At 72.7% G+C, this 17,566-nt stretch carries 16 protein-coding genes and 1 pseudogene; 11 read left to right on the top strand and 6 right to left on the bottom strand.

Annotated features, from left to right (window positions below):
• Nucleotides 1-42: 42 nt before the first annotated feature.
• Both AB0H12_RS29210 and AB0H12_RS29205 read right to left on the bottom strand, forming a co-directional pair.
• The gene (locus AB0H12_RS29210; protein WP_499627117.1) at nucleotides 43-1,365 is read right to left on the bottom strand and encodes a cytochrome P450; all 1,323 of its coding nucleotides are present in this window, start codon (nucleotides 1,363-1,365) and stop codon (nucleotides 43-45) included.
• 210 nt (nucleotides 1,366-1,575) lie between these two features.
• Nucleotides 1,576-2,217 carry a TNT domain-containing protein gene (locus AB0H12_RS29205; protein ID WP_499627115.1) on the bottom strand — a complete coding sequence of 214 codons (642 nt, stop codon included), beginning with the start codon at nucleotides 2,215-2,217 and terminating at the stop codon, nucleotides 1,576-1,578.
• A gap of 243 nt (nucleotides 2,218-2,460) precedes the next feature.
• On the opposite strand from AB0H12_RS29205, the gene AB0H12_RS29200 reads away from it, so the two are divergent.
• Nucleotides 2,461-3,138 carry a hypothetical protein gene (locus tag AB0H12_RS29200; protein WP_499627113.1) on the top strand — a complete coding sequence of 226 codons (678 nt, stop codon included), beginning with the start codon at nucleotides 2,461-2,463 and terminating at the stop codon, nucleotides 3,136-3,138.
• Between the two features lie 310 nt (nucleotides 3,139-3,448).
• The gene (locus AB0H12_RS29195) at nucleotides 3,449-4,891 is read left to right on the top strand and encodes an RICIN domain-containing protein (RefSeq protein WP_499627112.1); all 1,443 of its coding nucleotides are present in this window, start codon (nucleotides 3,449-3,451) and stop codon (nucleotides 4,889-4,891) included.
• 73 nt (nucleotides 4,892-4,964) lie between these two features.
• Here AB0H12_RS29195 and AB0H12_RS29190 read toward each other — a convergent pair whose 3' ends face one another.
• Nucleotides 4,965-5,876, bottom strand: a complete 912-nt coding sequence (locus AB0H12_RS29190; RefSeq protein WP_499627110.1) for a LysR family transcriptional regulator — start codon at nucleotides 5,874-5,876, stop codon at nucleotides 4,965-4,967.
• Nucleotides 5,877-5,923: 47 nt separating this feature from the next.
• Here AB0H12_RS29190 and AB0H12_RS29185 point away from each other — a divergent pair, with 47 nt between their 5' ends.
• Complete coding sequence (locus AB0H12_RS29185) at nucleotides 5,924-6,853, top strand: DMT family transporter (RefSeq protein ID WP_499627109.1); 930 nt, start codon at nucleotides 5,924-5,926, stop codon at nucleotides 6,851-6,853.
• Between the two features lie 21 nt (nucleotides 6,854-6,874).
• Here AB0H12_RS29185 and AB0H12_RS29180 read toward each other — a convergent pair.
• A pseudogene (locus AB0H12_RS29180) lies at nucleotides 6,875-8,062 on the bottom strand (transcription termination factor Rho, short form); the annotation flags it as partial.
• A 479-nt stretch (nucleotides 8,063-8,541) separates the two neighbouring features.
• Between AB0H12_RS29180 and AB0H12_RS29175 the strand changes: the two are divergent.
• The 8 genes from AB0H12_RS29175 (at nucleotide 8,542) to AB0H12_RS29140 (ending at nucleotide 15,688) form a co-directional block, all read left to right on the top strand.
• Entirely contained in the window at nucleotides 8,542-9,966 is a 1,425-nt protein-coding gene (locus AB0H12_RS29175; protein WP_499627108.1) for a WGR domain-containing protein, read from the top strand.
• A gap of 244 nt (nucleotides 9,967-10,210) precedes the next feature.
• Nucleotides 10,211-10,840 carry a glyoxalase gene (locus AB0H12_RS29170; protein WP_499627106.1) on the top strand — a complete coding sequence of 210 codons (630 nt, stop codon included), beginning with the start codon at nucleotides 10,211-10,213 and terminating at the stop codon, nucleotides 10,838-10,840.
• Nucleotides 10,837-11,292 (top strand): pyridoxamine 5'-phosphate oxidase family protein, encoded by a 456-nt coding sequence (locus tag AB0H12_RS29165; RefSeq protein WP_499627104.1) that lies wholly within the window; start codon nucleotides 10,837-10,839, stop codon nucleotides 11,290-11,292. Before AB0H12_RS29170 ends, AB0H12_RS29165 begins: the two co-directional genes overlap by 4 nt.
• A 105-nt stretch (nucleotides 11,293-11,397) precedes the next feature.
• Nucleotides 11,398-11,721: a PadR family transcriptional regulator gene (locus AB0H12_RS29160; RefSeq protein ID WP_499627103.1), complete on the top strand. Its 324-nt coding sequence runs from the start codon at nucleotides 11,398-11,400 to the stop codon at nucleotides 11,719-11,721.
• Entirely contained in the window at nucleotides 11,718-12,641 is a 924-nt protein-coding gene (locus AB0H12_RS29155) for a hypothetical protein (RefSeq protein ID WP_499627101.1), read from the top strand. The genes AB0H12_RS29160 and AB0H12_RS29155 overlap by 4 nt, the downstream gene beginning before the upstream one ends.
• A gap of 512 nt (nucleotides 12,642-13,153) precedes the next feature.
• Entirely contained in the window at nucleotides 13,154-13,303 is a 150-nt protein-coding gene (locus AB0H12_RS29150) for a hypothetical protein (RefSeq protein WP_499627100.1), read from the top strand.
• Complete coding sequence (locus AB0H12_RS29145; RefSeq protein ID WP_499627098.1) at nucleotides 13,300-14,511, top strand: FAD-dependent monooxygenase; 1,212 nt, start codon at nucleotides 13,300-13,302, stop codon at nucleotides 14,509-14,511. Before AB0H12_RS29150 ends, AB0H12_RS29145 begins: the two co-directional genes overlap by 4 nt.
• Nucleotides 14,495-15,688: a 3-deoxy-7-phosphoheptulonate synthase gene (locus AB0H12_RS29140; RefSeq protein WP_499627096.1), complete on the top strand. Its 1,194-nt coding sequence runs from the start codon at nucleotides 14,495-14,497 to the stop codon at nucleotides 15,686-15,688. The genes AB0H12_RS29145 and AB0H12_RS29140 overlap by 17 nt, the downstream gene beginning before the upstream one ends.
• Before the next feature lie 34 nt (nucleotides 15,689-15,722).
• Here AB0H12_RS29140 and AB0H12_RS29135 read toward each other — a convergent pair whose 3' ends face one another.
• Nucleotides 15,723-17,090 carry a permease prefix domain 1-containing protein gene (locus tag AB0H12_RS29135; protein WP_499627095.1) on the bottom strand — a complete coding sequence of 456 codons (1,368 nt, stop codon included), beginning with the start codon at nucleotides 17,088-17,090 and terminating at the stop codon, nucleotides 15,723-15,725.
• Nucleotides 17,087-17,461: a PadR family transcriptional regulator gene (locus AB0H12_RS29130; RefSeq protein ID WP_499627093.1), complete on the bottom strand. Its 375-nt coding sequence runs from the start codon at nucleotides 17,459-17,461 to the stop codon at nucleotides 17,087-17,089. Before AB0H12_RS29130 ends, AB0H12_RS29135 begins: the two co-directional genes overlap by 4 nt.
• Nucleotides 17,462-17,566 lie beyond the last annotated feature (105 nt).

Here is a 17,566-nt window from a genome sequence, read left to right as displayed (position 1 = left end):
GGCTGGTGCGGCGGCCGGCAGCCGTGGTCGCCGGCCGCGGCGCTAGGACACCCGGCTCGTCACGCGCATCCGCAGCCGACGCGGCCGGATCACCGCCGCCGCCGCAGGGCGGACGTCCTCGCCGCCGGGCACGTGCTGCAACCGCCATCGGGCGACGATGGACGCCAGCGCCAACGTCGCCTCCATCAGGCTGAACTTGTCGCCGATGCACTTGCGGGCGCCGTTGGCGAACGGCACGAACGCGTGGCGCGCGGGCTTGCGGGCCGGGTCCCAGCGGTCGGGGTCGAAGCGCTGCGGGTCCGGGTGCAGGTCGGCGTTGTGGTGGATGGGGTACGGGCTGTACGCCAGCACCGTGCCGGCCGGCAGCGGGTGCCCGCCGAGCTCGGTGTCGGCGGTGACCTCGCGGGTGAGGACGTACACCGGTGACCGCAGGCGCAGCGTCTCGGTGATCACGCGCCCGGTCAGCTCCAACGCGGCCACGTCACCCGGTCCCGCGGTCCGCCCGGCCAGCACGGCGTCCACCTCGGCGTGCAGGCGGCGTTCGACGTCGGGGTGGCGTGCGATCAGGTGCAGCGCCCACGCGAGCGTGACGGCGGTCGTCTCGCTGCCGGCGAGGTGGAAGGTGAGCATCTGGTTGACCACCTCGTGGTCCGACAAGGTCCGGTCCGCGCCGGTGGACTCCTCGTCGTACCCGGCGAGGAGCGCGGACAGCAGGTCGCCCCGGTCGCCGCCCTCCTCGCGCCGGGCGCGGACGATCGCCTCGATCATCGCCCTGAGCCGGACGTGCGCCCGCTCGAACCTCACGTTGACCGGCAGCGGCAGCCTGGTGAGCGCCTTGGGCATCATCATGCGCGGCAGGACGTCGGTGGCGAGCACGTCCGCGTCTTCCTGCGACCGCTTGAGCTCCGCGGGCGACAGCGTGTCGGAGAACATGGTGGCGGTGAGCACGTTCGTGGCGAGCATGCCCATCTCCGCGGGCACGTCGAGCACCTGCCCGTCGCGCCACGCGTCGACGCGGGCGGCGATCTGCGCGGACATCGTGCGCCCGTAGGCGTCGAACCTGCCGACGTGGAACGCGGGCTGCAGCAGCCGCCGTTGCCTGCGGTGCTCGTGGTGCGGGCAGGTGGACAGGTTGTTGCCGACCACGTCGCGCACCCGGTCGGCGAACGGGCCGCCCTTGTCGAACGTGCGGTCGTCGCGGAACACCTGCTGCGCCAGCTCGGCGTCGCAGACGACGATCGCCTTGACCGGCCCGAACGCGATGCGGACCAGGGGCCCCTGGCGGGCGAGGGAGCCGAGGAAGCCGAGCGGGTCGCGCATCATCGGCCAGGCGTGCCCGACGACCGGCAACCGACCTCGTGCCATGGGAATCCGCGTTGCCGGGTCCACTGGCCGCACCTCCCGCGCTTTCCCCCATCGTGGCGGTGCGGTCCCGCTGCGTCGACTACGGCTTGCCGATCGAGCCGTTCACACAGTGCGGTACCCGGTTCAGTCCGGCCGACGTGGCACACGATCGTCGGCCGGCTCGTCACCGAACCGGCCGACGATCGTGGGAAGCACCGGGCGAGGTCGCCGTCAGCGCAGGCGTTGGAGGTAGTGGTGCTCCAGCAACCACGCCACGTTCAGCCGCTCCGGCGCGTCCGGCACGTACGCGCCCCGCAGCTGGTACTGACTGCCGCCGCCGGTCTGGGCGAACCACGGTGCGATCGGGCCCGCGTCGACGGCGAAGTCCCTGATGACGAGGTAGACGTGGTAGTTGCAGTCCTCCGCCGGCGTGCCGACGAGGTTCTGCGGCGGGATGGAGCGGGTGGCGTACGGCAGGCCCTCGGGCGCGAGGAACGCGCCGTACTCGCTGCCGTAGCGGTCGATCCGCTCGCCCCGGTCCAGGGTCTCCCGCTGCTTGATCGGGTTGCCGTCCTGGTCGACCTCGTAGCCGTCCGCCGGCGGGTAGCGCCACGAGTTCGCGGTGCTGTCGTAGTAGGTGTCGAAGAACTCCTCCTCGGACAGGCCGCCGGTGCGGTCGTACCCGACCAGCTGATCGCCGACCGCGCCCGCCACGGGCAGGCGCGCGGGCCCGAGCCTGCGGTCGTCCTGGTACAGCTCCGCGGAGCACTCGGTGGGATCGTTCTGCACCGCGTGGGCGGCGGGGGCGGCGGCCAGGGCCGATGCCAGCAGGACTGCCGACACGGCGGCGGCGACCTTGGCGAACCGTCGCATCCGACGACCTCCTCGTGCTCGACGGCCGGACGGAGTGGAACGCTAGCGCCGTTCCACTCCGAGTTGGAGGCGTCGAAGACCGGTTCACCCGATCCATCACGGCACGTGAGCCGGTCGAGTGCATGGTTCCGCTGCGTAGCGGCCGACGGCGCACCGCCTTGGGACGCGGCCAATTCGCTGGTCGTCGGTGGACGCCGGTGCCTACAGTGTCGCCGTCGATCGACGCCGGAGGAGGGTGGACACGTGCGGTTGGCCGGACGGGAGTGGCGGACGCTCGTCAGCGCCGTGCGGTTGGGTGGCGACGGCTACCGGGTGATCCGCCCCTCGCGACCGATCCCCCACGCGTCACTGCGCGAAACCTCGCGCGGCGCGCAGATGTCGGTGGACAAGGCCGCGACCGTGGACCTCGCGTTCGCCTGGTGGCTGGCCGCGCGTTCACCCCGCAGCCTCGTGTACCTGCCGCTGCGGTCGAGCCCGTCCCGCTGCGGTGAGGAGTACGGCGGCGGCCGGAAGCTCGACCTCGTGCTGCTGCACCACAGCCTCCGGTTCCCCGTGTCGCGGTGGAAGCAGGTCCGCGCCGGCCTGTCACCGGCCGCCGTCCACAAGGTGGCGCTGCCGCCCGACGCGTTCCGCACGATCGAGCGCGAGGAGCACGAGCGGCGCCACCACCGCGAGTTCCGCGACCACCTCCGCTGGACCATCGCCGCCGACACCCTCTTCGTCGTCGGCAGCAGGCCGGCCTACGAGCTCCAGGGCGACCAGGTGCGCGGGCTCGCCGAGGACTGCCCGGCCCACATCGCCGCCCTGCCCGACACGCACTGCTGCGCGGAGATCGGGCTGGGACGCCACAAGCGGTCCAACCCGGACGCCCGCAACCCGTTGGTCGAGCTGCACGTCGAGTGCTGCAACCGCCACTGGTGAACCACGCGAACCGGGACACGATCACCCGGCGGTTCCACCGCTTGACGTCACCGCTCCCGTCCCGCCTGCCCGAGTCTTGACGCCGGCACGGCGCACTGCCAGCATTGGTCCCGATGTTTGCGTAAACATTGCGTGGGACGGCGACGCCGCCGCACGGTGCCGACGGAATGCCCGGCGGCACCGGGGCCAGACCGCGCGAGGTGGCCGCGCAGCGGGACGGCGAGCCGTCCCTGATGGGCCGGCGCACGGATTCGCCCACACCGGGCGCCGGCCGTTCGATCCCTGTGGTGGGCCGGACAAAGGAGTCCAGATGTCCCGCTTGTCCCCGAGGCGGTGGCGTGCGGCGTTGACCGCCGCGGCCGTCGGCTTGGCCACCCTGCTGCTCCCCGGCGGCACGGCGCACGCCGCTCCCGTCACCGTGGACGTGGGCGTGCAGTTCACCGACACCAGCGGCAACCTCGTCCAGGCGCACGGCGGTGGGGTGATCAAGGTCGGCAGCTACTACTACTGGTTCGGCGAGAACCGGCACCCGGACAACCTGTTCCGCGCCGTCTCCGTCTACCGGTCGACCGACCTGAAGACCTGGGAGTTCCGCAACAACGTCCTCACCCAGAACAGCCACTCGGAACTGCGCACCTCCTGGGTGGAACGGCCGAAGGTCATCTACAACGCGTCCACGGGCCAGTACGTCATGTGGATGCACTGGGAGAACGGCCAGCACTACGGCGAGGCGCGCGCGGCCGTGGCGTACTCGTCCACTGTGGACGGAAACTACACCTACCAGGGCAGTTTCCGGCCGCTCGGCCACATGTCGCGTGACATCACGCTGTACAAGGACGACGACGGCACGGCGTACATGATCTCGGCCGCGCGGGAGAACTACGACCTGCACATCTACCGCCTCAACGCCGACTACCGCGGTGTCGCGCAGCTGGTCGGCAACCCGTGGCCGGGCGGGCACCGCGAGGCGCCGGCGTTGTTCAAGCGCAACGGCGTGTACTTCATGCTCACGTCCGGCGCCACGGGGTGGTCGCCGAACCAGGCGAAGTACGCCACCGCCACCAGCGTGTCCGGTCCCTGGAGCGAGATGCGCAACGTGGGCGACTCGACCACGTACCGCTCGCAACCCGCGTACGTGCTGCCGATCCAGGGCACCCAGTCGACGTCGTACCTCTACATGGGCGACCGCTGGGCGGGCGCCTGGAACGGACCCGTGAGCGACTCCAGCTACGTCTGGCTCCCGATCACGTTCTCCAACAACACCACCATGAGCCTGTCGAACGCCGGTCAGATCGTCATCGACGCGGCGACCGGCACGATCAGCCCCGTGGCCCTGACCTACAACCGGATCAGCGTGCGGCACTCCGGCAAGTGCCTCGACGTCGCCAACGCGAGCGGCGCGGACGGCGCGGCGTTGATGCAGTACCCGTGCGGCAGCGGCGCGAACCAGCAGTTCCGCTTGCAGTCCGCGGGCGGCAACTACTACCAGCTGATCGCCCGGCACTCCAGCAAGTGCCTCGACGTGAGCGACAGCAGCACGGCCGACGGCGCGGCCGTCGTGCAGTGGAGCTGCAACTCCGGGCAGAACCAGCAGTGGTCGCTGGTCGACGCCGGGTCGGGCTACTCCAGGCTGGTCGCGCGGCACTCCGGCAAGTGCCTGGACCTGCCGTCCAGCTCGCAGGAGAACCTGCAGTTCAAGCAGTACCCGTGCAGCTCCGGGCAGAACCAGCAGTTCCAGCTGACGAGAGTCTGAGCGCGGCCCTCTCCGGCGCCCGCCTCCGACCAGGACGCTCTCCGGTCGGGGGCGGGCGCTCGCGTGCCCGCCGTCAGGCGAGGTGCTGGAACCTGGTCGCCGCCGACGTCAGGGCGTCCACGCAGGCCCTGATCGCACCCCGGTCGTCGTCCTCGGCGCGGTTGATCGCGTAGATGGTGCGGTTCAGCGCCGGACGGGTGGTGAGGAGCCGCACGCCCTCGGGCACGGAGTCGCGGCCCAGGCGCGGGATCACGGCCGCGCCCACGTTGCCCGCGACGAGGGCCAGCTGGGTCGGGTAGCTGCCGACGGTGCAGGTGATCCGCGCGCCCAGGCCCTGCTGCCGCAGCACGTGCACGAGCCAGTCGTAGCAGCCCGAGCCCGCGCTCCAGGCGATCCACGGCAGGTCGTCCACCTCGGCCAGGTCGACGGCCTTGCGGTGCGCCAGGCGGTGGCTCGCGGGCAGGGCGAGGTCCCCCACGTCGGACAGCAGCGTGGTCCGCGAGGTCGACGGCGGCACGGTGACGGGCCGGTGCTCCCAGCTCTCCAGGACGGCCACGTCCAGCCTGCCGTCGACCACCAGCGGCATGGTCTCCTCCGCCTCGCCCTCGTGCAGGGTCACCTCCAGGCCGGGGTGCTGCGCGCGCAACGCCGCCAGCACGGGCGGCAGCAGGGCGTGCACGGTGGTGGGGATGGCGCCGATGCGCAGCGGGCCGGTGATGTCCTCGCGCAGCAGCTCCAGGTCCGACCGCGCCTTGTCGACCTGGGCCAGGATGGTGGCCGCGTGGCCCGCGAGCACGTGCCCGGCGGTGGTGAGCCGGACGGTGCGGCCGTGCGGCTCCAGCAGCCGTTGCCCGGCTTCCCGTTCCAGCTTGGCCAGTTGCTGGGACACGCCGGACGGGGTGACGTGCAGCGCCGTGGCCGCCGCCGCGACCGTTCCGTGGGTCGCCACGGCGTGCAGGGCACGCATCCGCTCCAAACCGAACACAGTAGAGATGCTACCGAATTCCGCTGACGACAATTCGCTTGTCCTTGATGGTCGGTGGACCTCAGGGTGGACGGGTGACCACGACCGAAACCCGACCGGCGACCGTGCCGCCCGGCACGCGGGTGAACCCGGCGATGCTCGCGATGGCGGGCAGCCTCTGCATCGCGCTGTCGTCGGTGTTCATCAAGGTGTCCGGCGCCAGTGGCAGCACCAGCGCGTTCTGGCGCTGCCTGTTCTCGCTACCGGTGCTGGGAGTGCTGGTGTGGTGGGAACGGCGGCGGGGCACGGCGCGGCGGCGGTTGCTGCTGCCGCTGCTGGCCGGTGTCGGGCTCGGCGTGGACTTCGTGCTGTGGGGTGACGCGATCGCCCTGGTCGGCGCGGGCATCGCGACCGTGCTGCTGTCCGTGCAGGTGGTGATCGTGCCCGCGGTGGCTTACCTGGTGTTCCGGGAATGGCCGTCGAACCGCTTCGTGTGGGCCGCGCCCGTGCTGCTGGGCGGGATCGTGCTGGCGGGTGGCCTGGCGGGCACGCCGGCGTTCGGCCCCGACCCGGTCCTGGGCGCGGTGCTGGCGTTGGGCGCGGGGGTGGGGTTCGCGGCCTACCTGGTGCTGATGCGCCGCAGCACCGGTCCCGGCGCCCGCGACCACACGTTGTTCCTGGCCACCGCGTCGGCCGGGGTGACGGCGGTGGCGATCGGCGTGCCGACGGGCCGGCTCGACCTGTCGCCGGGGTGGCCCGTGCTCGGCTGGCTGGTCGCGTTGGCGCTGATCGGCCAGATCGCCGGCTGGCTGCTGATCTCCACGGCGCTGCCGCGGCTGTCGAGTGCGACGGGCGCGACGATGATGCTGTTGCAGCCGGTGGGCGCGATCCTCATGGGTGTCCTGCTGCTGCACGAGCGGCCGAGCGCGCCGCAGCTGGTCGGGTGCCTGGTGGTGCTCGGCGCGGTCGCCTTCGTCAGCGTCGGGTCGCGCCGCTGACCGCCTCCGGGCACGTGGGCGTCAGCGCGGCGTGGTGTTCGTGAGGCGGACGAGGAACTCGGCGTTGTCGCCGGTCTTGCGCAGGCCGTCGAGGAGCACGTCGACCGCGTCCTCCTTGCCGGCGAGGACACGGCGCAGCAGGCGGGTCGCCGTCGCTTCGCGGGGTGTGAGCAGCAGGTCGTCGCGGCGCGTGCCGGACTGGGTGACGTCCACGGCGGGGAACACGCGCCGGGCGGCGGCCTTGCGGTCCAGCCGCAGTTCGGCGTTGCCGGTGCCCTTGTACTCCTCGAAGAGCAGCGCGTCGCCCGCCGAGCCGGTGTCGACCAACGCGGTGGCGATGATCGTCAGCGAACCGCCGCCCTCGATGTTGCGCGCGGCGCCCAGGAACCGCTTGGGACCGGTGAGGGAGCCCGCGTCCACGCCGCCGGACAGGGTCCGGCCGGACACGGGTGCGGCGAGGTTGTAGGCCCGGCCCAGTCGGGTCGCGGAGTCCAGCAGCACCACGACGTCACGCCCCAGCTCGACCAGGCGTTTCGCCCGTTCGACGGCGAGTTCGGCGAGCGCGGTGTGGTCGCGGGGCGGGTGGTCGAAGGTGGCGGCGACGACCTCGGCGGGCACGGCTCGGGCGAGGTCGGTGACCTCCTCCGGCCGTTCGCCGACCAGGACCAGCATCAGGTGGCACTCGGGGTGGTTCTTGGCGAGGCCGTGCGCGATGGATCGCAGGACGGTGGTCTTGCCCGCCTTGGGCGGGGCGACGATCAACGCGCGCTGCCCCTTGCCGATGGGCATCACCAGGTCGACCACCCGCGTGGTCAGCTCGTGCGCCTCCGTCTCCAACCGCAGCCGTTCGTCCGGGTGGGCGGGCAGGAGGTCGGCGAAGGACGGCCGGGACCGGGAGTGGCGCGGGTGCGCGCCGTTGACGGCCTCGACCGTGACCAGCGAGGGCGGTTTGCCTTCCCCGGGCGCGGGCGCGACGCGGCCGTGCACCTCGTCACCGCGCCGCAGGCCGTGTTCGGTCACCAGGTGCCGCGCGACGGCGACGTCGAGCGGTCCCGGCAGGTAGCGGTCGGTGCGCAGGACGGCGCGGCGGTCGACGACGTCGAGGACGCCGGAGGTGAGCCGGGTGTCGGAAGGATCGTTGTGGTTCAAGGGTTTTCTCCCTGATCGCGGGAATGGGTGGAGTGCGCGGCGACGCCGCGACGGGACCCGGGAACACGTCGGGAAAGGCTCGACGAGCCACATCCGACCGGTGCCGGGAACTTCGAAGGATTTCGCGGGTGGGGCCTCAGCCGCCTACGTCCGCGAGAACGAGATGACACGCAGCATAGCCGCCGACCTGGACACCGCGCAACCGCTGTCGGCGAACCTGTCGAGAGCGACCACGCCGTGCCCGACTCACGACCGGCGCTCCCGAGCAGGCGATCCACAATGGACTCCCGTCCGGCCCGCAGTGCCTCGGCCGGGAGCACGCACAGGCGGCGCGGCACCCGGGTATCGAGCCCCACCGGCCGCACCGGTCGAGGACCGGGCGGATTCGGGGACTCGGCCCCACACCGGCACTCGCGTGAGGAATGCTCGGTTTCGATGAGGCCCCGTCTCCCCGATCAGCGCCCCGAACGCCTCCACGCGGAATTGTCGGTGTCGCTCGATAGCGTGGCCCGCAGATCACGTGAAGAAGGAGCGAACGCATGTCTGCCACGACGTACCTGGAGCTGTCCGAGGCCGACGGTGGCGCGCACAAGTTCTACGAAGTGCGGGTCGACGACACCGAGGTCACCATCACCTACGGGCGGATCGGGGAGCAGGGGCAGGTCAGGAGCGCGACCTTCGCCGACCACGCCAAGGCGCTCAAGGCCGCCGAGAAGAAGATCGGCGAGAAGGTGCGCAAGGGCTACGCGCCCGCCGTCAAGGGCGTGCGCCAACGCCGGTCGGTGAGCAGGCGGCAGATCGTCAGCACCCGCTCCACGGCCACCCAGGCTCCGGTGCTGTGGCGGTTCGCCTCCGGCGCGCCGGCGTTCGGGATCTTCATCGGCGAGGACCACGCGTGGGTCGGCAACGAGAACGGCGACGTCTACACCCTCACCCACGACGGCCGGGTCACGGGGCGGTTCGGGCTGCCCGACGCGGTGAAGTGCATCGTGGCCGACGACTTCTGGATCTACGCGGGGTGCGACGACGGCCAGGTGTACGACCTCGGCGCCAAGGTGCCCCGGGTGGCCTACGAGATCGCCGACGACGTCGACATCTACTGGCTCGACATCCACGACGGCGTGCTCGGCGTGTCCGACCGCCAGGGTCGGGTGACCGTGGTGGACCACGAGGACGAGTTCCAGTGGTCGGTGCCGGCCACCGGTGACAGCGCCTGGATGGTCCGCTGCTCGCCGGAAGGCGTCTTCCACGGCCACTCCCGCGGCGTCACCCACTACACCGGCCGCGGACACCGGGCGTGGCACGCCGACACCGTCGGCCAGGTGCTGTTCGGCTGGCAGGAGCGCGACGACGTCTTCGCGGGCACCAGTCGCGGCCGGGTGCACCGGTTCGCCAAGTCGGACGGGCGCATGACCGGCGACTACCGCTGCGACGCGGCCGTGTTCTCCTGCGCGACGTCGCCCGACGGCGAGTTCGTCTTCGCGGGCGACAACCAGTCCTCGGTGTACTGCTTCGCCGCCGACGGGACGCGGCTGTGGAAGCTCGCCACGGGGTGCGGTTCGGCGTTCTCCATGCAGTACCGCGACGAGCGGCTCTACCTGGTGACCACGGACGGCTCGCTCGCGTGCCTCGACGCCAGCCCGGCCGCCGTGCGCGCGGCCGAGCAGGGGCAGCTGCCGCAGCGCCAGGACATCAAGGCGGGCGCCATCGACCGCGTCGAGGCGACCGCGGAGGTCGAGGTCGTGTCGGACATCGCAGCGGGCGACGGCGTCGTGGTCGAGTGCGTGCAGGTCGGCGGCCGGGTCAGGGTGCACGTCGTCTCGGAGGGCTACGACCGGACGTGGGGCGTGCAGTTCCCCAAGAACATCCGCGTGCCCGGCGCCCGCTACCTGGTCACCGAGGTGCTCACGTCGGCGAGCGGATCGTTCTACCGCACCCGCGGTGAGATCAAGCGCCTGCGGTGACCTGGTGACGGGGTCGCCGCCGGCGCGCCGTTCCCGGGTGTCGAACCGCCCGGACCGGTGGCCGGCCTGCCTCGTCGGACGCCGGCCGGCGAGCCGCACCCAGGTCGGGGTGCGGCTCGCGCAGCGCGTGATCGCCGAGGTCGAACGTCGCGCGTCGCGTCGTGGCACTTCCGCGCCGGCCCGCACCCGGACCGGTCAGGAATCGAGAAGCGCAGGCAGTGGGATCGGACCTAGCGTTCTCCCCATGGCAAACATCGAATCCGTCACCCTCGACGTGGCCGACACCGCGGCCGCCCACCTCTTCTACGCCGACGCGTTCGGCCTGGACGGGCAGATCCGCCTGCGGGCCTCCGAGGCGCCGACGACCGGCTTCCGCGGGTTCACGCTGGCGCTCACCGTGTCCCAGCCGTCCACCGTGGACAGCCTCGTCGCGACCGCCCTCGACGCCGGCGCCACCACGCTCAAGCCCGCCTCGAAGTCGCTGTGGGGCTACGGCGGCGTCGTGCAGGCGCCGGACGGCGCGATCTGGAAGGTCGCGACCTCGGCCAAGAAGGACACCGGCCCCGCGACCCGGCGGATCGACGAGGTCGTGCTCCTGCTGGGCGTCGCGGACGTGGCCGCGAGCAAGCGGTTCTACACCGGACGAGGGCTCGCCGTCGGCAAGAGCTTCGGCCGCGTGTACGTCGAGTTCGCCGCCGGGTCGGGCCCCGTCAAGCTGGCGCTGTACCGGCGTCGCGCGCTGGCCAAGGACGTCGGCGTCGCGCCCGAGGGCGCCGGGTCGCACCGGCTCACGATCGGCGGCGACGCCGGAGACTTCACCGACCCGGACGGGTTCGCCTGGGAGGCGTCGTCCCGGCTGGCGGCGAACGCATGACGGACGCGCCGCCGCGCGGCCTCGACGAGAGGCTGCGGGACACCCGGGCGAGGTTGGCGGCCGACGTCGACCTCTGGGTCGCGACGTCGGGCGGACCGGCCGGCGTGCACCTCGTCCCGCTCTCGTACCTCTGGGACGGCGTCGCGTTCCTCATCTCGACGGCGCGGTCCTCCGTCACCAGCCGCAACCTGCTGGCGGACGGCCGCGTGCGGCTCAGCCTCGGGCCGACGCGCGACGTCGTCATGGTCGACGGGACCGCCGAGCCGGTGGACGTCGCCGACCTCGACCCGGAGGCGGGCGACGCGTTCGCGACCAGGACCGGCTTCGACCCGCGCGAGGAGGACGAGCCCTACCTGTACTTCCTGATCCGGCCGCGACGGATCCAGGCCTGGCGCGAGGCCGACGAGCTCCGGGGGCGCACCCTCATGCGCGACGGCCGGTGGCTCGGCTGACCGCCGCGGCGTGACCGGACATCACCCCGGATCGTGGACGATCGCGCCTCCGCACTTGCCATAGTCTGATGACCGGTATATACCGATCACGTGAAAGATGGTCCGTTGAGGGAGCCGACGTTCCTGATCCTCACGGCGCTGGCCGCACGGGCGCAGCACGGCTACGGCATCCTGCTCGACGTCGAGGAGATCTCCGCCGGCCGGGTCAAGCTGCGCGCGGGCACCCTCTACACCGCGCTGGACCGGTTGTCCGCGGACGGCTGGGTGGCGGTCGACCGGGAGCAGGTCGTCGACGGCAGGCTCCGTCGCTACTACCGGCTGACCGACGAGGGGGCAGCCAGGCTGGAGATCGAGGTGCGGAGGTTGCGGGCTCAGACCCGAGCCGCGGAGCGACGCTTGCGGCTGCGACCGGCGGGGGGCACGGCGTGAGCGAGTTGGAACTGCGCTACCGGCGGCTGTTGGCGCGGTACCCGCGCGATCACCGCGAACGCCACGGCGAGGAGATGCTGGCGGTGCTGATGTCGGGCGCCGGCGACCGGACCCGGCCGAGCCGGCGCGAGCACGTCGACCTGATGTGGGCCGCGGTGCGGCTGCACCTGCGGCGGGTGGTGGTGGCCGACGGCGGCGTCGACGCCCGGGACGTGCTGGCGATCGTCAGCCTGCTCGGGCCGGTGGCGCTGCTGGCCGGCGCGACGACCGGCGTGCACGAGCTCGCGTGGTTCGTGAAGGCGGGCGCGCTGGCGGACATGCCGTGGTCCACGCAGTTCCCGGACGCGCCGGCGTGGGTCCTGTGGGGCGTCGTGGCCGTGCTCGTCCTGCTCGGGCGGTCGCGTGCCGCCGCGGTCCTCGCCTGGCCGGCCGTGGGCTGGTTCGTGCTGGTCGCGACGTTCCTCCCGCACCAGCACTGGTGGACCGGCATGGACGCGGGGTGGGTCCTGGTGGGACTGCTGACCGCCGTCGCGCTGACGTGGTCGCCCGGACCGGCGCGTGGTCGGGAGCTGGTCGGGCCTCGGGCGGTCCTCGTGGTGGCCGCGACGGTCGGCGTGACCGTGGCGCTGGGTGTCCTGGGGTACGGCGTGGCGGTGGTCGAGTTCCTCCGGCTCGTCGTGGTGATCGGCGGCACGGTGGTGGCGTGCGGTCACCGGTCGCGCGTCGGCCGCCGGGCCGCGTTGATCCTGCTGCTGCCGACCGTGACCGCGGTGCTGGGCTTCGCCCAGCTGCTCGTGTCGCTGCGCATGCCGACGTCGTTGGAGGTGGCGGTCTTCTACGGACTGCCGGTGCTCGCGCTGCTGGCGTTGGGCGGCCTGCCACGCCGCGTGCGCCGGCGTCCAGACCGACCGGTCACCTGACCAGGCCGTGGACGAGGTCGCCCGGCGTTGACCGGGCGACCGTCATTTCCCTCCGTCGGGTGGTCTTCCGCCCGCCGGATCCCCGGCGTGACACCTCAGTGCGACGTCGGATCACCACGCGTCACGAAATCAACTCCACGTCCGTTCGACCACTCATCGCGTGGCAGGGCGTACCCCGACGGAGGACTTCGCGCTGACGGGGCGTGACCTGCGACGTTCCGTTCACCACGAGGACGGGACGACGTCACCGCCACCGGTGACGCGGGTGTCCGGTCCGGCACACCGGACGGGCCGACCCCCGGCCCACCCGTCGACCGTCGGGACGGTCCCGGACCGCCCCGACCGCGATTGCCGCCCCCGCGACCGGCGCATACGCTCGGCGCACAGCACGGCCCGTGATGCCGCCGGCGAGGATCGGACGCCCGTACGGGCGACACCGGATGGCAGGTCGTGGACCCGGTGACAGGTCGGGGTCCACCACGTCACACCGTGACTTCCGCGCAGGAGCGACCATGCCCGAAGTCCCACTCCAGTCCACCACCTCTCCCCTGACCGGCGACGGCCACCGCGACGGTGACGTGACCGGGCGGCCGGCGTTCCGCGACGGCCCCCGGGTGATCGCGACGGCGCACGACGCCCTCGCCGTCCCCGGTGCGCCGTGAGCGCCGAGCACGTGCCGGTCGCCGTGGTCGGCGCGGGGATCGGTGGCCTGGTCACCGCTTTGGCGTTGCGCCGCGCTGGCGTCCGGGTCGTGGTGTTCGAGCAGGCCGACGCGCTGAGCGAGGAAGGAGCGGGGCTGGCCCTCGGCGCGAACGGCACCCGGCCCCTGCTGCGGCTCGGCCTGGGCGCGGAGCTGCGGCGGATGGCCTTCCAGCCGGGGCGCGTGGTGTTCCACCACTGGCGGACCGGCGCGGTGCGGCAGGCCCTGCCGCTGGGCCGCGACTACGAGGACCGGTTCGGCGCGCCGTTCTACACCTTCCACCGCGCGGACCTGCAACGGCTGCTGGCCGAGCGGTACCGCGACGAGGGCGGCGACCTGCGCACCGGGCACCGCTGCCTGGGCGTCGCCCCGCTGGCCGACCGGGTCGTGGTCGAGTTCTCCGGTGACCGGCGGGTCGAGGCCGGTGTGGTGGTCGGTGCGGACGGCGTGCACTCCACGGTGCGGACGGACGTCGTCGGAGCCGATCACGCCGTCTACTCGGGCAGGTCGGGCTATCGCGGTCTGGTCGCGGCCGACCTGGTCGGCGACGCGGTCGACGACGCGCTGTCGTTCCACCTCGGACCCGCGAGGCACCTGGTCGCCTACCCGGTCCACGGCGGCGACACGGTGAACTTCCTCGCCGTGGTGCGCGACCCGCGGTGGACCCGGGAGTCGTGGGTGCGCCGCGGCCGGGTCGCCGACGTGCTGGCCGCGTTCGCCGGGTGGTCGCCCGCGGTCACCCGGATCGTCGGCGCGGCCGACGAGGTGTCGCACTGGGGCCTGTTCGACCGGGAGCCCGTCGACCGCTGGAGCCTGGAACGGGTGACGCTGGTCGGCGACGCCGCGCACCCGATGCTCCCGCACCACGGCCAGGGCGGGAACCAGGCGGTCGAGGACGGGGTGGTGCTGGCGGCCTGCCTCCGCACGTGGCCGGACCGGCCCGCGCTGGCGCTCGGCCGCTACGAACGGGCCCGGCGCACCCGGACCCGCATGCTGCAACGGGGTTCCCGGCGCAACGGAGAGTGCTACCAGCTCCCGGACGGGCCCGCCGCCGACGAGCGCGACGCCAAGCTGCGCCGGCTGCCCGAAGACCTGGCCTGGATCCACGGCTACGACGCGGAGGCCGCGCTGGCGACCTCGGAGGAATCCCACCATGGCGAACTCGTCTGAGCCCGGCGGCACGGTCCCGACCGTCCACCCCCTGCCGCGGCGGGTCCAGCCGGACGGCGCCACCCCCGACGTCGCCCTCACGCCGCCGTCGCCCAGACAGGGCGGCACGCGCCAGTCCGACCACGCGGAGCCGCCTGTCCGAGCCGAGCGGTCCGGTTGGTCCGAAGAACGGCGCGTGCGCCCGGTGCCGGCGCGCACCCCGGCGCTGGTGCTGCCGCAGCAGTGCGACCGGCTCACCGCGGAACTCGGCCAGGTCGCCACCGGGCAGGCGCTGCTGCTGCACGGCGGCCCCGGTGCGCAGACCTCCGACGACGTCTCCGGGTACCGGTACACGCGCGAGCTGGCGCTCGTGCTCGGCCACGCCGCGTGCCTGCCGGTGGTCGCCGTCGGCAGGGTCGTCGCCGCGGGCCCGGACACCCGCCGCCGGCACCGGAACTCGGCCCGGTACCTGGACGCGCTGCGCGCCCTGGTGTCCGACCCCGCCACCGCCGACGCGGCGCGGGAATCGCTCGACCGACGCCTGACCACGACGCCGGCCGCGGCACGCCACGCCGACGTCGTCGCCCTCGTGCGGTCGCGGCTGGCGGGCCCGCACCCCGGGCCGCCCGACCTCTTCGTCAGCCACGAGACCGTGCCACTGGACTACGAGTTCGCGCTCGCCCGGACCGACCCGCGCACCGGACGCCGGTTCGGCACCTCCGGGCACCTGCTGTGGGTGGGCGACCGCAGCCGTGCGCACGTCGACTTCCTGGCCGGGATCGACAACCCGGTGGCGGTCGCGCTCGGCCCGAGCGCCACCGCCCGGGACGCGGCCGGGCTCGCCCGCAGGCTCAACCCCGACCGCGTGCCCGGACGGCTGACGTTCATCACCCGTCTGGGTGCCGGGCAGGTGCGCGGGGTGCTGCCGCGGTTGCTCGACGCCGTCACCGACACCGGCGTCCCGGTGGGCTGGGTGTGCGATCCCCTGCACGGCAACACCTTCACCGCCACCACCGGCGACCTCGACGACGTGGTGGCCGAGGTGCGGGCCTTCCACGACGCGCACCGGGCCGCCGGCACCCACGCCGGCGGCCTGCACGTGGACCTGGTCGACGACGTGGCGACCGACGGCCCGCGCCTCAACCGCGATCAGGCGCTGGAACTGGCACTGTGGACCGCCGACCGGTGCGCGCGGTGACCGACCGCTCCCGGTCAGACCCCGGCGGCACGCGTCACAGGTAGCCGAACAGCGGCGGGAAGAGCAGCACGACGACCCAGGCCCACACCGCGTACACCGGCAGGTAGGCGGTCTGCCACCGTTCCAGCGCGGTGAACGGCTCGCGGCGGCGGATCAGGGACAGCAGCAGCCACGCCGTCCACGCCAGGTTGGCCAGCAGGATGACGTTCTCGCCCAGCGCCGCCGCCTTGTTGGGCGTGGTGCCGTACTCCGTGATGCGGCCGGTGATCTCCAGCAGCACCAGCACGTCGATGACCAGCGCGCTGACCACGAGGGAGAGTTGCAGCTTGTCGAACACACCGGGCGGGGCCAGCGGATCGCGCGCCGAGAACGAGTAGAGCAGCAGGCCGAGCACCACGACCAGCAGGAGGTCGAACAGGATCAACGCCTCCCGCTCCACGTCGATGCCGGCACTGGTGACGCCGAGCGTGACCAGGAACGCCAGCAGCACCGCGGTGAACAGCGGGGTGAACAGCCGCGTCAGCACCGGGGCGATGTTCTCCACCACGCTCTGCTTGGCCTCGACCAGCCACCCGGCCACGACCACCGCCGCCGCGGCGCCGCACGGGAGCACCCATTGCGTGATGGCGGTCTCCGGTGAGATCCCGATCGCCTCGAACGTGCCGAACACGAACGCGATCAGCACGCCGCCGCCGAGCGCGATGAGGACGTAGTAGATGAACCACTCGCCGGTGAAGCGGACGAAGTCCATCCGTCGCCGGGACGACCGCACGTCGTCGGACACGTACGCCAGACCGACCGCGAACCACAGCGCGATCGGCAGGTGGATGCTGGTCAGGACCACCGACTGGGAGTCCTCCGCGAGCGGGTAGGCGTTGGCGGCCACCGCGCCGAGCGCGAACAACGCCACCAGCACGCCGATCAACCCGGCCGTCGCACGACGGCGCCAGGCCAGGAAGCCCGCCAGCCACGGCAACGCGAACAGGGCGACGTTGGGCGCGTAGAACGCGGCGTCGTCCTCCAGGCTCAGGCCGAACAGCTCCGGCGCCTTGACCGACACCGCCGCGCCCGCCGCGCAGGCCACCATCACCAGCAGGTCGCGCCGCGACCGGCCGCCCGCCGCCGGGCCGTCGGACCCGCCGGTCAGCACCAGCTGCTTCCACAGCCGTTCCGAGTGCTCCCGGGCGAACTCGCGGGACAGCTCGTCCAGGCTGCCCATGCGCTTGACCGCGACCAGGAACGCCTCGTCGGCGTGCAGGCCCGCGGCCAGGAGGTCGTCGACCGAGCCCCGGAGGTGGTCTTCGAGCTCGTCGACGTCGGTCTGCCGCAGCTCCCGTCGCCGTTGCACGTAGTGCCGCCACTGGGCGAACTGCGCGTCCAGGTCACCCTGATCGTCGGTCATGCGAAGCCTCCCCGCGGCAACGTGGTCAGCGGCCGCGAATCGTCCGGACGGGGCCATATCTCCTTGAGCGCGTCGACCACCGCGTCCCACTGCCGGCGCTGCTCGGCGAGTTCCGCCAGGCCGCTGCGCGTGATCCGGTAGTACTTGCGCCGCCGCTCGCCGGCCACCGACTGCCAGGTCGACTCCACGTGCCCGAGGCGCTCCAGCCGGTGCAACAACGGGTAGAGCAGCCCTTCGGTCCAGTCCAGCTTCCCGTCGGACAGCTCGTTGATCCGCCTGAGGATGGCGTACCCGTAGCTGTCCTCCTCGGCCAGGATGCCCAGCACCATCGGCGTCGCCGAGGCGGCCACGAGGTCCTTGGCGACCTTCACCCTGCCTCCCGAAGACGTACCCTAGATGTGCAAGGCATAGTACTTCTAGGTATCGCGTCGTAGCAAGCAGCGCGGAATGGACCATTCGGGACGCGGGGCGGCGGA

Source organism: Actinosynnema sp. NPDC023794 (assembly GCF_040639675.1).
Classification (GTDB): domain Bacteria; phylum Actinomycetota; class Actinomycetes; order Mycobacteriales; family Pseudonocardiaceae; genus Actinosynnema; species Actinosynnema luteola.
The sequence above is the reverse complement of the archived record's forward strand: the minus strand, read 5'-3'. Positions and strand labels throughout refer to the sequence as shown.